3 protein-coding genes are annotated in these 15,989 nt (G+C 60.3%); 1 reads left to right on the top strand and 2 read right to left on the bottom strand.

Annotation, left to right across the window (positions count from 1 at the left end; genetic code table 11):
• Positions 1-846: 846 nt before the first annotated feature.
• Positions 847-1,872: a hypothetical protein gene (locus JL015_RS01580; protein WP_201017142.1), complete on the top strand. Its 1,026-nt coding sequence runs from the start codon at positions 847-849 to the stop codon at positions 1,870-1,872.
• A gap of 62 nt (positions 1,873-1,934) precedes the next feature.
• Here the strand turns inward: JL015_RS01580 and JL015_RS01575 are convergent, their stop codons facing one another.
• Entirely contained in the window at positions 1,935-2,309 is a 375-nt protein-coding gene (locus JL015_RS01575) for a cupin domain-containing protein (protein WP_122370706.1), read from the bottom strand.
• Positions 2,310-2,383: 74 nt separating this feature from the next.
• On the bottom strand, positions 2,384-15,988 hold the full coding sequence (locus JL015_RS01570) for a non-ribosomal peptide synthetase (protein WP_201017141.1): 13,605 nt from the start codon (positions 15,986-15,988) through the stop codon (positions 2,384-2,386).
• Position 15,989: the final 1 nt, after the last annotated feature.

The following is a 15,989-nucleotide window of genomic DNA, read 5'->3' as shown; positions in this document are numbered from 1 at the left end:
TTTTTGCGGTGAGATCGGCCTGCTGGCTGCCGATTTCGGGGGCTTGAATGAAAAAGCCCTCCAGCGAGGGCTTTGTAGTCAAGCGGCAGGGCACCGGAGAGGGGCTGAGCGTAGGCCTATCCTTGAGAATGAGCTTCTCAAGAAGTTTTCAAGGCGGTTCTGAGTAGCCGGCTATTTTCCATTTATCGAATCGTCAGTATTTTTCAGAAGCGACGCATGTTGAAACTTGACCCATTCTGCTCATGTTTCAGCACTCTCGATTGCTGTAAGGGGGCGGGTTTTTTATTCCTTTCTGACATGCAGAGTGAAGTATTGCTATACATCACTGAAAACGTACCCAAAAAAAAGCGTCCCTGAGGACGCTTGAAGATTCACCTTTACCAAAGGAGCTGTAAAGCTATAAAGGTGAGTTCTGGAAATCTGATTTTCAGCCTTCCGACTTGTTTATCTGTTCGGCACGAGGTTTTTCATCCGCACTGACCAGCCGTGAAGTTTCACTGCGATTCTGTTCGTTGAACCTGAGGACTTGAGCGTGATGGTACGTCGTGAAGGCTAACGGGAAGATGAGCCGATTATTACAATATTGTTAGAAATTAATCTGATCGTGAGTGGTCTGGCGAGTCGAGTGGCAGAGAGTGTTAAGAATATAAAGTGCAGTGCATGTCAGGCCCCAGGCTGTAACATGGGTGAGTCATATTTATTTATGTGTATAAAGCGCACTCTGTAACGTTTTTGATTATTTAAAACTTTTCGACGGAAGTATTAAACTTCCTGAGTTGCCTTCAGGTCACTGGACTAAGCGCAGGCTTTTTGCGTGTTCTGCCACTGACTTCAAGGACTACCATCATGATTCGCGATGACCGTATCAATCCGGGCGTTGATCCCGCCTATGCCCATCAAGACACCCATGCCATTGCACCGCTGCTCAAGCGTATTTCCTGGAGTGCGATACTGGCCGGTGTCGTGTTGGCCATGGTTGTTTCATTGCTGCTGAACCTGCTGGGGACGGCTATCGGGAGTGCCAGCATCGACCCTGTCCAGGAAGCCAACCCCATGTCCGGGATCGGTACTGGTGCCGGTATCTGGCTGGTCGCCAGCTCCATGATCTCGCTGTTTGTCGGGGGGTGGGCGGCAGGGCGTCTGGCTCAGCGTGAAGGTGCGTTTCACGGCTTGCTGGTGTGGGCCAGCGTTTCGCTGATCACGGTCTATCTGGTTTCCAGTGCTGTTACGGGCGTGGTACGCGGAGGTCTGAATCTGGCTGGCAGCGGCATGTCGGCACTTGGCAGCGGCATTGCTCAGGTCGCGCCTGCGCTGGGCGGCAAGATTCAGGAGCAACTGCGTGCGCAAGGTATCGACTTCAACCTCAACGATATTCAGGGTGAAATCGAAACCGCCATGCGCCAGACCGGAAAACCCGAACTGAACCCCGATAATGTCAGGCAGGAGGCCCAGTCCACCCAACAGGACGCGCAGAATACTGCCCGACAGGGGGCTCAGAACCCTCAACAAGCCGATGAGCAACTGGGTGGTCTGATGGATCGGATCAAGGCCAAGGGCGATCAGGCCTGGGATGCGGCCGACCGTCAGGCGCTGGTCAATCTGATCAAGGCCCGTGGCAACAAGACCGATGAAGAAGCCAACCAGATCGTCGATCAGGCTCAGGCCAGTTACCGCGAGGCTTATGCCAAGTATGAGGAGTTGAAGGCCCAGGCCGAGCAGAAAGCCCGTGAAACCGCCGAAGTGGCTGCCAAGCGGATTTCGCAGGCGGCCTGGATTCTGTTGATCACGCTGGTGATCTCCGGTCTGGTGGCAGCAGGTGCCGGTGTTTTGGGACGTCGTACCCAGCCGCCTGTCAAGGCGGTGGTTTCCTGACTCATGCTTCAGGCTGAGGGCTTCAAACTGAAGGCTCCCGCGCAGTGTGCGGGAGCGCTGCTTCAGATCCAGCGGTCATTCTCGGCGGTCATCTCGCCAGTGTGCTCGCCGGTATTGATGACGCCACGGGGTTCGACCAGCAGAATCCTGGCCTCCCGCGCCGCACAAGGCTTGTGCTCGACACCTTTGCCGACCACATACATTTCTCCTGCTCCCAAAGTGACCTTGCCATCGCGCAGGTGAATCTCCAGTTCGCCTTCCAGGACGATAAAGACTTCATCCGTGTCGGCATGGCTATGCCAGATGAACTCGCCTTCGACCTTGACCAGCTTGAACTGGTAGTCATTCATCTGCGCGATGACCTTGGGGGTCCATTGCTCGGAAAACAGGGAAAACTTGTCGGCAAAGTTGATTGCCGTTGCAGATGCTCCATTCACAGAAAAAACCTCGTTCCAACCCGGTGAATGGCGGCCTGGTGCTTCTAGCACCAGGTCGCCGATGCTGCTGGAAGTTATAGACGCTTCAAGGCCAGAGAGATGGCCTCGCCCAATGCCCTGACATACGGTGCCGTTACCAGCGTATTGTGCTCGCCGCGCAGCGGGGTGACTTGCAGGCGGTTGCCCTGCAGGTCGCTCCAGCCCAGAGTCGCATCGACACGCTCTTGGTCCTTGGCGGTAAACAGCGATACGTTCACTGCCGTCACAGGGCTGACATAGGCATCGACCGCCTGACGAATGGCATAGGCAACCTTCAGGTGAGTGCGCAGAGACTGGGCGTCGATGTCTTTGCCCAGCTCCTGCGGCAACAGGTCGTTGGCCAGGCACAGTGCAAGCATCTGCTCGATCCTGTTGGCAGCGGCATGGGCATCCAGCTCGTTTCTGATGGCCGGTTCGATCCGTTCCGGCAGCCATTCGAGCAGGAATTGCGTTTCGCTGATGGGCTGTTCGGCAGGCGCGGTCTTGTGTACCGAGGTGTCGATAATCCCCAGGAACTCCACTGTTTCGCCCGCAGCAATGGCCTGATGAGCCATTTCATGGGCGATCAGACCACCAGCCGACCAGCCCGCAATGCGGTAAGGCCCCTTGGGCTGCACGGCGCGAATCGCTGTCAGGTAGCTGGCGGCAAGGGCCTGGACCGTGTTCGGGGTCTTTTCCCCGGCGGCGAAACCACTGGCCGCCAGCCCGTAGACCGGCACCTCGACATTCAGCTCCGGTGCCAGATCCCTTGCATATTGCACTTCGCCGCCCAATGGGTGGACCAGGAACAATGGCCGCTGGCTGCCGCTGCGACGGATAGGCACCAGATTGCTCTGTGCTGCCTGACCAGCCTTCTGGTCCAGAGTCCGGGCGAAACCGGCCACGGTAGGTTCGACAAACAGATCACGGACCGCGATTGCCTTGCCCAGCACCTTGCGCAGCCTTGAGGTCATTTGTACGGCCATCAGCGAGATGCCGCCCAGTTTGAAGAAATCATCGTGGCGACTGATCTGCTCGGTCTTGAACAGCTCTTGCCAGATGCGTGCAATCGCCAGTTCCGTATCGCCTTGCGGGGCCTCATAGGGCAAGGCTTCTGCTTCTTGTGCATCCAGTGCCGAGGCGGGCAGGTGCGGCGCGGACTCGGCACGCACCAGCGCTGGCAACTGCTCCAGCAGCTTGCCGACCGGTTGCCGGGCATCCGCGATCAGATGCTCCAGGTTCAGAGTGAACAGATCGAGAATGTTCTGCACCGTTGCGGTATCGAACAGGTCGCTGGCGTACTGCATGCTGCCGTACAAGCTGCCTTGATCCTCGGTAAGAGACAGCGACAGATCGAACTGGGTCGTGTGGTGAGCACTTTCCAGGGACTCGATCTCAAGTCCGGGCAGCGTCAGCGGTGCTGGCGGGGTGTTGTTGAGGCTGAGCATCACCTGGAACAGCGGGCTGTGGCTCATGCTGCGGGTCGGCTGCAGCGCGCTGACCACCTGCTCGAAAGGCAGATCCTGATGATTGAAGGCTGCCAGGGTCAGGTCCCGGATGCTGACCAGCAACCTGGAAACACTTGTCTCACGCTCAGCCTTGACCCTTAAGGCCAGGGTGTTGGCGAAGAAGCCGATCAGCGGCTCCAGCTCGGTACGCTGCCTGTTGGCGACCGGTGTCCCGACCACCACGTCATCCTGGCCGCTGAGGTGAGTCATCAGAGTCGACCAGCCAGCCAGGAGGGTCATGAACAGGGTGGTGCCCTGTGCCTGGCTGAAGGTACGCAACTGTTCGCTCAGCGCTGCGGGCAAAGTGAAGTCGAGGATGCCGCCGGCATAGCTCTGCACGGTTGGGCGAGGCCGGTCGAGTGGCAGGTTCAGCAAGGCGGGTGCGCCTTGCAGGTGCTTGTGCCAGAAGTCGGTCTGGGCCTGCAGGGCTGCACCCTGCAACCACTGCCGTTGCCAGACGGCGTAATCGGCGTATTGCAGCGGCAAGGCTGGCAGCGGGTCCTTGTTCCCCTGGCTGTAGGCGCTGTAAAGCACGCTTATTTCGTGGGCCAGAACACTGTTGGACCAGCCGTCCGAGATGATGTGGTGCAAGGTGATGAACAACACATGCTCATTGTTGCCAGTCTGTACCAGACAACCTCTGAGCAGTGGCCCGTTGCCGAGATCGAACAGAGTACTGGCATTGGTTTCACCCAGTTGCTCGATGGTCCGTTGACGTTCCTCGGCCAGCAACTGACGCAAATCATGCCGCGTCAGCGAGAAACCACGGTCCGCAGGTGCGATTTTCTGTTCCGGTTGGCCATCGACCAGTGCAAACGAGGTCCGCAGGTTCTCATGGCGTGCTACCAGACGATCAAGGGCTGCCTGCAAGGCATCGGGGTTCAGTTGCCCACTCAGGCGCAGAGCCACAGGCAAGTGATAGGCGGCACCGGCTGCCGGGTCCAGATGATCGAGGAACCACAAGCGTTGCTGGGAGAACGACAGGGCAAGCTTTTCCTTGCGGTTGGCCAGCGGGATGGTCTGGCTTTGCTCGGACGAAGCCGATTCCACCCTGGCCGCAAGACCGCGCACGGTCGGGGCGTCGAACAGCTCACGCAAGGTCAGCCGGGTGCCGAGCTTGCGGCGCAGCCGCGAGAGCAATTGCACTGCCAGCAGCGAATGGCCGCCCAGTTCCAGGAAGCCATCGTTACGGCCGACTCGCTCCACATGCAGCAAGTCCTGCCAGATTTTGGCAATCGCCTGTTCCACTTCGCCCTGTGGCGCTTCATAGACCCGGCTGGCCAACGAGTCCTGGCCCGGAGCGGGCAGGGCGCGGCGGTCGAGCTTGCCGTTGGCGGTCAGTGGCATGGATTCCAGTTGCACGAAGGCGCTGGGCACCATGTATTCCGGCAGGCGCTTGAGCAGCAAGGCGCGCAGTTCCTCGGCAGAAGTCGGTTCGCCACAGATATAGGCCACCAATCGGCTGCTGCTGGCTTCGCCTGGGTTGTCTTCACGGGCAATCACTACTGCTTCACGTACTGCCGGAGAGGTCAGCAATGCGCTTTCGATCTCGCCCAGTTCGATACGGAAGCCCCGGATCTTGACCTGGAAGTCGTTGCGTCCTGCGTATTCCAGGCTGCCGTCAGCTTTCCAGCGGCCCAGGTCGCCGGTCTTGTACAAGCGAGCCTGTTGATTACTGGAGAACGGATTGCTGAAGAAGCGCTCGGCGGTCATTTGCGGGTTGTTCAGATAACCGCGGGCCACACCGGCACCGCCGATATGCAGTTCCCCGGTCACACCCACCGGCACCGGCTGGCCACGCTTGTCGAGTACCAGCACCTGCATGTTGGACAGCGGCTTGCCGATGCTCGGACGGTCGCCCAGATCGCTGATCAGGCCCAAAGAGGCATCGACCGTGCATTCGGTCGGGCCGTACATGTTGTAGAAACGGATGTTCTGGCTCTGGCGCAGCTTGTCCCAGGTCGCAGCATTCAGGGCTTCGCCACCCAGCAGGACGCTGACCGGCTGATAGCTGCGACGTTCCAGCAATCCCGCCGCCAGCAATGTATCCAGCTGTGATGGCGTGGAATCGAAGGCATGGACCTGATGTTTCTCAAGGAAATCCAGCAGTTCATGGCCGCTGGCACGGATCAAAGGCGGAATGATGATCAGGCGATGGCCAAAGAACAGTTGCGCGATGCCCTTGATGGACATGTCGAAGTAGAACCCGGCATTGAGGGCCACATTGGCCTGCGGCGGGCAATGGGCGTGGGTGGTGCGGGCCATGACGTGACTGAAGTTGAACACCGAACGGTGCTCGACCATCACGCCCTTGGACTGCCCGGTTGAGCCTGAGGTGTAGATCACATAGGCCAGGTTCTCGGCGGTCAGGCCGATGCTGGCAGGGTCGATGTTCTTGTCGTATTGCGCGTCGTTATCGACCGATTCAAGGTCATGCTCATCGAGCAGGATCAGCATCGGACGGTTGGGTTCGGCAGGCAGGTGAGCAGTCAGTGCCTGCTGGCAGAGCAGAGCCTGAGCGTCGCTGTCCTTGAGGATAAAGGCGATACGGTCAGTCGGGTGATCCGGGTCGATCGGCACATAAGCGCCGCCAGCCTTGAGCACGGCGAGCAGAGCCACGATCATCTCGACGCCGCGTTCTGCACAGATGGCCACCCGCTGTTCTGGCTGAATGCCGTGGGACAGTAGACGCTGGGCCAACTGATTGGCCCGACGGTTGAGCTGGGCGTAGGTGAGCTGTTGCTGCTCATGCACCAGCGCAATGGCATTCGGCTGAACCTGAACCTGCTGCTCGAACAAGGTCTGCAGAGGGCGAGGGCTGCCAAAGTCGCTGGCGGTCTGGTTGAAACCGTTCAGCACCAATTGGCGCTCTGCCACAGGCAGGATGTCGAGGGTATCGGCCAGACGTTGCGGTGTATGTTCCAGCGCTTCCACCAGCACAGTCACCGCTTGTGCCAGATAATCGGCAATACGTTGCGGGTCGATACCGACCACTGTCTGGGAGGTCAGCGAGATCGCACCGTTTTCAGTCGCCACGGCAATTTCGATCGGGTAGTTGGTGTGGGTTTCCGAAGCCTCGAACTGGATACCGTCCCACTTGTCGAATTCAGCGATATTGCTGCCATCGGCAGTGATCATCTCGCCATGTCGGCAGTTGAGGATGACGGTAAACAGCGGCATCGAGGCATCGACCGCACTGCAACGCTGGGCCAGGGCCAGTGAAGCCTGTTCGTGGGTCAGCAGCTCGCTCAATTGCTGATAGGCATCCTGGACGATGTCGTTGACGCTTCTTTGCTCCAGGCGAATGCGCATCGGCAGGGTGTTGATGAACATGCCCAGTGCCTGGTCGGCACCGCTGGCACCCTGGGAACGGCCCGACAACACCGTGCCGAATACCGCATCGTCGCGTCCGCTGGTGGCCGCGACCACCAGCCCCCAGGCCGCATGGAACAGCACGGAATTGGGCACCCCACGGATTTTGGCCACGCGGTGAACGGCTGCGCTGACCTCATCGCTCAGGTAACGGATGGCCTTGGTATTGCCGGCACCGCTGCTCTGAACATCCAGCACACCATAGGGCGCAGTGGTTTCGTCCACGTCGCCCAGAAGTTTGCGGAAATAGGCTTCGTGCTCTTCCTGGGAAACCATGGCCGCCTTGGCAATGAAGTTCCGGTAAGGGTGAGACGGCGGCAGGCTGTGACCTTCGCCATGCAGGATGGCGTAGATCTCCGACATGATCAGGCGCAGGGTCACGTTATCGCTGATCAAGTGGTGATCCAGCAGCGCCAGCAGCCATTGCTCCCGTGTCCGGTCCCAGGTCATGTACGCCGCGATCAGCGGGGCCTGTTGCAGATCCAGGCTCAGGGTCTGGGTGTCGGTGTGTTCATGCAGCATCTGCAACGGATCGGCAGCCTGGCTGCTGTCGAGCACATTCACCGGCAGCGTTGCCTGGCGCTGCACGATCTGCACCGGTTTCGGCAGGCCGGACCAGCGCAGGGCCGTGCGCAGGATGTCATGGCGATCGATCACGCTTTGCAGCGCCGCCAGAAACTCGCCCAGACGCTCGCGTTGATCGAATTTCACCACGGTGCGCATCAGGTACGCATCGCCCTGGCCCTGCAACAGGTGGTGGAAGAGAATCCCTTCCTGCAGTGACGACAGCGGGTAGATATCCTGGACATTGCCGGCACCGCCTGGCACGTCGGCCACAATCTGCTCGATTTCCGCCTGAGTGAGCGTGACCAGCGGCAGCATGTCCGGGGTGATTTCCGTGCAGCCGTCAGGAATCAGATTTGGCGGAATTACGGTGCTGGCAAGCCCGGTATCCGTAGACAGCACTGCGGCCATAGCCTTGAGTGTCGGTGCGGCAAAGACGCTGCGCACATCCAGCACGATTCCGCCCTGACGCAGACGTTCGATCAGGCTGATTACCAGGAACGAATGCCCGCCCAGCTCGAAGAAGTGATCTTCGCGACCCACACGCTCGATACCCAAGAGTTCCTGCCAGGCCGACGCCAGTGCAATTTCCAGCGTACCTTGAGGGGCTTCGTAATCGCGAGTGGCCGTAGCGGTGCGATCCGGCGCGGGCAGTGCGTTGCGATCCAGCTTGCCGTTGGTGGTCAGCGGCCAGGCCGACAAGGTCACGAAAGCGCTCGGGATCATATGCTCGGCCAGGGTGCTGGCCAGTTGAGAACGCAAGGCCGACGACTCCAGCGTCGTGTGTTCATGGGCGATAAGGTAAGCCACCAGACGTTTGTCGCCGGGCGCATCTTCGCGCACGATCACCACCGCCTCACGCACGCCGTCGCAGGCTTGCAGACGGGCTTCGATCTCGCCCAGTTCGATACGGAAACCGCGGATCTTGATCTGTGAGTCGTTGCGGCCCACGTAGACGATTCCGCCATCGGCCCGATAGCGAGCCACATCGCCGGTGCGATAGAGGCGTGCTTCAGGGCTGCTGGTAAACGGATCGGCGATGAAACGCTCGGCATTCAGTTCAGGGCGATTCAGGTAGTGGCGAGCGACACCTGCGCCGCCAATATAGATTTCGCCTTCGACACCGACCGGCACCGGCTGCCCGAAGGCGTCCAGAATGCGCAGGCACAGGTCCTGCAGCGGCTCGCCGATCAGGCCGTTGTCGCCTGCATCGATTTCAGCCTGGCTGACGGCATGAAAGGTGGCATGTACGGTTATTTCGGTAATCCCGTACATGTTCACCAGTCGGGTACGGGTCAGCGGCGTGTTCTGTGTCCAGGCGCGCAAGGTGCGAACGTCGAGGGCTTCGCCGCCGAAAATCACTTCCTTGAGGTTGTGTGCCTCGCCGCTGCGCCCGGCCGCTTCGATGAACTGGCGGAAGGCACTCGGCGTCTGGTTCAGCACTGTGACGTGCTCACGGCAGACCAGCGCATGGAAGTCGTCCGGCGAGCGTGCCAGTTCGGTGGGCACGATCACCAGCTTGCCGCCGTAGATCAAGGCTCCCCAGATTTCCCAGACCGAGAAGTCGAAGGCGAAGGAGTGGAACAGCGTCCAGACATCGTCATTGCCGAAACTGAAGCTGGCCTGTGTGGCATCGAACAGTCGCGCAACATTGCCGTGTTCCACCAGCACACCTTTGGGCAGCCCGGTAGAGCCGGAGGTGTAAATCACGTAAGCGAGGTGCTGCGGACCAAGCTCTGGAGTCGGATTGCGATCAAGGGTCGCGTCGGCTGCCGTTTCACTGTCGGTTTGCGGGTTCAGCTCGATCAGCGCAATGTCGGGACGGGCGCCCAGTGCATCCAGGCTGGCGGGCTGTGCCAGCAGGGCGACCGGCTGGCTGTCCTCCAGCAGATAAGTCAGGCGCGCCTGCGGATAGGCTGGGTCGAGCGGGACGTAAGCGGCACCTGCTTTCAGCACACCGAGAATGGCGCACAGCATTTCAACACCACGCTCGGCGAGAATACCGACCCGATCATCGGGCTTGACGTTCAGGTCGAGCAGTTGCCCGGCAATGCGGTTGGCGCGGCGGTTGAGTTCCTGATAGCTGACCTGACGTTCGGCGAATTGCAGCGCAATGGCGTGCGGCTGTTGCTCCGCCATTTGCTCGAAGCGCTGATGAATCAGGGTATGAGTGCCGAAACTCGCCACAGGAGGGCGCAATGACGGATGCGCTTCTCGCTGGGCAGGTGTCAGCAGCGGCAGGGCCATGACCGGTTGTTCGCTGTCTTGGACAAAGGCTTCCAGCAGTACCTGGAAGGATTGGGCGAAGCGCTCCACGGTTGCACGATCAAACAGGTCGGTGGCGTATTGAATCGCACCGCCCAGCGTTCCGGCGTTTTCCGCCAGAGACAGCATCAGGTCGAACTGCGAGGTTTCCTGAGCCTGATTCAGGGCTGTCAGGGTCAGGCCCGGCAACTTCAGCGGGCCATCGTCCGGGGTGTTGTTCAAGGACAGTGCAACCTGACACAACGGGTTATGGCTCAGGGACCGCGGAGGTTGCAGGGCTTCGATCACATGCTCGAAAGGTACTTCCTGGCGTTCATGGACCGCCAGCAGTGTGTCCCGGACCTGCACCAGCAGTTGCGCGACGCTCGGGCTGTCCTGCAATTGCACCCGCACCGGCAGCGTGTTGACGAAAAAGCCGATCAGGGATTCGACCTGCGCATTGCCACGGTTGGCAGTCGGCACGCCGATCACCACATCGCGCTCGTTGCCCAGCCGCGCCATCAGCACCGACCAGGCGCTGAGCAGGACCATGAACAGTGTGACGTCGTGTTGCTTGCAGCAGCGTTCCACCTGAGCGAGCAGTTGCGGGCTCAATGCCAGTGGTATGTCGGCACCGCGATAGCTTTGCAGCGCAGGCCTCGGGCGGTCTGCTGGCAGGGTCAGTAGTGTCGGCGCGCCACCCAGGTGCTCGCGCCATTGCTCAAGCTGGTTGACCAGTTGCGGGCCTGAAAGGGTTTCGCGCTGCCAGGCGGCATAGTCGGCGTACTGGATCGCCAGTGGTTCGAGCGATGGGGTATTGCCGTTGGCAAAGGCTTCATAAAGCTGCGCGAACTCCTTGACCAATACACCCACGGACCAGCCATCGGAGATGATGTGGTGCTGGGTGATATGCAGGCGATATTCGTCATCGGCCAGACGCACCAGGCTGCCGCGAATCAGCGGGCCTTGTTGCAAATCGAACGGCGCTGCCGCTTCGCGCTGGGCGATACGTGCCGCGCTGGATTGTGCCTCCTCGAAAGGCAGGGCACGCAGGTCGTGTTCGGTCAGGCTGAAGCCGCTGTCGGTGGCGGCAATCACCTGAACCGGCTGTTCACCGATACGCTTGAAGGTGGTGCGCAGCCCTTCGTGACGTGCCACCAGATGATCCAGTGCAGCTTTCAAGGCCTGAGTGTTCAGGTCGCCGCGCAATTGCAGGGACGCCGGCATGTGATAAGCGATGCTGGCATTGGGGTCCAGTTGATCGAGGAACCACAGGCGCTGTTGAGAGAAGGACAGGACCAGCGGAGCTTCACGGCCGACGGGCTGAATGTCGGCAACTGTGGTCTGTTCCAGCGCACCGATGACCCTGGCCAGTTCTTCGACGGTAGGATGGCTGAACAGCTCACGCAGCATCAGTTCGCCGCCCAGCACCTGACGAACACGGGACACCAGTTGCGCGGCCAGCAGCGAGTGGCCACCCAGCTCGAAGAAGCCGTCACGACGCCCTACGCGCTCAACGCCCAGCAGTTCCTGATAAATCTGCGCCAGTGCCTGTTCGGTGGTGCCCTGTGGCGCTTCATAGCCGCGCTCGGACATGGAATCTACGCCAGCAGCGGGCAGGGCATCCTGATCCAGTTTACCGTTGGCGGTCAGTGGGTAAGCGTTCAGGCTGACAAAGGCGCTGGGCACCATATAGTCCGGCAAGGTCGCGCCCAATTGCTTGCGCAGGGCCGCCACTTCAATCACGGCTTCCGGCTCGGGAATCAGGTAGGCGATCAGGCGTTTGCCCTGGCGGGCATCGTCGCGGGCCAGTACGCGCACTTCATACACGCCTTCGCAGGCCAGCAACTTGGCCTCGATCTCGCCCAGTTCAATACGGAAGCCACGAATCTTGACCTGAGCGTCCATGCGGCCCAGGTGTACGATCTCGCCATTGCTCAGCAATTTACCCAGGTCACCCGAGCGATACAGGCGCTCACCGGGGCGCAGCGGGTCGTCGATGAAACGCTCGGCAGTGAGTTGCGGACGATTCAGGTAGCCGCGCCCGACCCCAAGGCCACCGACACAGATTTCCCCCGGTACGCCCACCGGCAGCAGACGCTGTTTGCCGTCCATGACGTAGGTCACAGTGGTCGGGATCGGCCGTCCTACATTGGAAATGCCGGCGTTGATGTCGTCGGTCTTGATGTGCTTGAAGGTCACATGCACGCAGGTTTCGGTGATGCCGTACATATTGATCAGCACCACCTCGGGGAAAGCGCCATGGAACGCTGCCAGACGGTTCACTTCCAGGCTTTCGCCGCCAAAGATCACGTATTTCAAGGCGCGCAGAGCGGTTTCCTTGTGTCCCAGCGCTGCTTCGCTCAAGGGCAGGAAGGCCGAGGGAGTCTGGTTGAGGACCGTGACCTGCTCGCGTTCGAGGAAATCGAGGAACAGCGCCGGATCACGGCGCTCGGGTTCCGGCACCAGCACCAGACGCCCGCCGTGCAGCAAGGCTCCGAACATTTCCCATACCGAGAAATCGAAGGCGTTGGAGTGGAACAGCGTCCAGACATCGTCGCTGCCGAAGCTGAAAGGGCTGCGGCTGTTGTGCAGCAGGCGTACTACGTTGCGGTGTTCCAGCAAGGTGCCCTTGGGCTGGCCGGTGGATCCCGAGGTGTAGATCACGTAGCACAAGTGGCCCGGCGCCGTCAGGTTGTCCAGGTTTGTAGCGGTAATGCGCTCTTCGTTCATCGAGGCGGGATCGAAGACTTCAAGATCCGGGTCTGCCAGGGATGCTGCTGTCTCTGCCCGTGCGATGATCTTGCGCACGCCGCTGTCTTTCAGAATGTAGGCCATGCGGTCGGCAGGCGAGGCCGGGTCGATGGGGACATAGGCTGCTCCGGCCTTGAGCACGGCCAGGGTGCTGACAATCATGTCCAGCGAGCGGTCCAGCAGGATCGCGATCAATTCCTGCGCGACGACTCCGCTGGCACGCAGGCGATGAGCCAGGCGGTTGGCCCGCTCATTGAGGGCCTTATAGGTGAGCTGACCCTCGCTACTGTTGACTGCAATATGTTCCGGTGTGGCCAGCACCTGCGCCTCGAACAGTTGGTGCAGTGTTGCATCCGTCGGGTAAGCGGCTTCGGTGTCGTTCCAATGCAAGGCCTGAAGGAGTTTTTCCTGTTCATCCAGCAGCGGGATGTCATCCACCGGTTGTTCGGCATCTTCAGCAAAAGCATCCAGCAGGCGCACGAAATGCTGCATCAGTTGCGCGATGAAGTCCTGATCGAAGAAGTCGGCGTTGTAGGTCATGTGGCCTTGCCACTGAGCTTCGCTGGCGACGATCAACAGATGCAGGTCGTTCTTGCCGTAACCCAGGCTGGTTTCCAGGGTACGCACTCCAAGGCCTGCAACCTGATCAGGCGTCTGGCGAGCCTGTTCAAAGTTGAACAGCACATCGAACAGCGCGGTGCGGCTCATGTCCTTGTCGGGATTGAGGGCCAGTACCAGTTGGTCGAACTGCATGTAGCGATGTTTGTGGGCCTGAGCCAGTTTTGTCGAGGTCTGGGTCAGCAAGCCTTGCAGCGAGGTGTTTTCATCGCAGGCACCGCGCAGCACCAGCAGGTTGCCGACTGGGCCGACCATGTCCTGCAAGGCCACGTCTTCGCGGCAGGCAGCGGTGGTGCCGATCACCAGTTCGTCGTGCCCGGCATAGCGACGCAGCAGGGCGGTGAATGCACTCAGGGCCAGGCTTTGGGTCGAGACTCCGGCGCGGCGTGCGACGGCTTCGATAGCCTTGACCTGTTTGCCAGTGAGGGCAAAGGCATGGGTGGCCGGTGTAAATACGTGAACCGCTGCGCGAGGACGGTTTAGAGGCAGCTCCATGGGCTGAAGCTTGCCGCGCAGCTGGTAGGCCCAGAACGAATGCAGGGATTCACGGGTGGCGGCAGGCAACTGACGCTGCCATTGGGCGAAATCGCGATAGGCCACTGGCAGTTCCGGAAGCTGCGGTTCGCGCTCCGAGCAGGCCGCGTCATACAGCTCCAGCAAGTCGCGCTTGATGATCTGCATCGAAGCCCGATCGGCCAACAGGTGGTGAACGGTAATGGCCAGCACGGCCTCTTGAGTACCGTCCTGTACCAGCGTCGCCCGCACCAGGCCACCGCCGTCCATATGCAGCGGCTGTGTCGCATCTTCCAGCGCAACGGCGGTGCATTGATCGGTTGTTGCTTGCAGGCAGTTGAGGGGCAGCGAGGCGTTCTTTTCAAAACGCTGCCAGGCTCTGGCGCCATCGCTGAGTACCCGACAGCGCAGGACTTCATGGCGAGCCATCAAGTCATTGAGGGCCGTTTGCAGCGCGGTGGTATTGATTTCACCACTGAGTTCCAGCAACAGCGGGATATTGTGGTAGATCGGGTTGGCGGCATACAGGTAGCCGGTTTCAAAGGTATCGACGAACCAGATACGTTCCTGGTGCCAGGACAATGGCGTTTCCAGAGCATCGTGGCTGACAGGCTGCACCTGTGGCAGTTCAAGATCCGGGTCCAGGTCCAGCGCGCCGACCCGGGTCTGTGGTGCATCGGTGAAATAGCGCAGCACTCGCTCGAAGCGCCGGGAAAGTCGTTCGATGGTCGAGACGTCGAACAGGGCCGTGGAGTAGGACAGGCTGCACACCAGTTGCTCGCCGCCCTCGTCAATGTGCAGAGACAGATCGTGCTGGGTGTCTTCCTGACGCGAAGACAGGAATTCCAGCGTCAGGCCCGGCAGGCTCAGCTGTTCTGCGTCGTTGCCGGCGTTGGTGTACAGCATGGTCTGGAAGATCGGGCTGTGGCTGGCACTGCGCGGTGGCTTGAGTGCTTCGACTACCAGGTCGAAAGGCGTGTCCTGATAGCTCGACGATTCCAGCATCAGGTTGCGCACCTGGGCCATGACTTCATCCAGGCTCGGATCAGCCTGCAAACGGACACGCAATGCCAGGGTATTGGCAAAGAAGCCGATCAGACCTTGTACATCCTGGCGGTCACGATTGGCGGCGACAGTGCCGATCACTACGTCCTGCTGGCCGCTGATGCGGGTCAACAGCACGGCCCAGGCCGCCATCAGGGTCATGAATGGCGTTGCGGCGCGCAACTGGGCAAAGGCACCGATTGCGCGAGACAGCTCCTTGGGCAGAGTGAATTTCAGGGTGCTGCCTTCATGGCTTTGTACTGGCGGGCGAGGCCGGTCAGTGGGAACCGTCAGCAGGACGGGTGCGCCGCTCAGGTGATTACGCCAGAACTCCACATGTTGTGTCTGGAGGTCGCCATTCATGCGTTGACGTTGCCAGGCAGCGTAATCGGCATACTGGATCGACAAGGGCGGCAGCGGGTTCGGCTGGTTGCCGACAAAGGCTTCATAAAGCGCCGAGAACTCCCGGACCAGCACTTCAATGGACCAGCCATCGGAAATGATGTGGTGCTGGGTGATCAGCAGCAGGTGTTCTTCATCGGTCACTTGCAGCAGGCGACCGCGAATCAGCGGCCCTTCCAACAGGTCGAAAGGCTCGGCGGCTTCGGCTTCGCTGATCCGGGTGGCGCTCAGGCGTGCCTGTCCGGGCGACTGCTCACGCAGATCCTGCTCCACCAACACAAAGCCACTGTCGGCAGCGGCGATGACTTGCACCGGTTGCTCGTTTTCTTGCTTGAAGGTCGTGCGCAGGCTTTCGTGACGCGCCACCAGATGGTCGAGTGCGGACTTGAGTGCCGATCTGTCCAGACTGCCCGTCAGGCGCAAGGCCGCAGGCATGTGATAGGCCACGCTGGCGGTGTGATCGAGCTGGTCGAGGAACCACAAGCGTTGCTGGGCGAATGACAGCGGCAGCGCGGCGCTGCGGTCGGCCGCTTCGATTGCATCCTGCGGTGCCCGTTCGGTACGGCTGGCGCCACGTTGCTGGAGCAGGCGCAGCAGGGCGGCGCGTTTCAACTGGTCGAGACTTTCGTTACGGTCGTTCAAT

Source organism: Pseudomonas cichorii, assembly GCF_015471405.1.
Lineage (GTDB): Bacteria > Pseudomonadota > Gammaproteobacteria > Pseudomonadales > Pseudomonadaceae > Aquipseudomonas > Aquipseudomonas serbiensis.
Note: the sequence above shows the minus strand (reverse complement) of the source record. Positions and strands in the feature narration are given on the sequence as shown.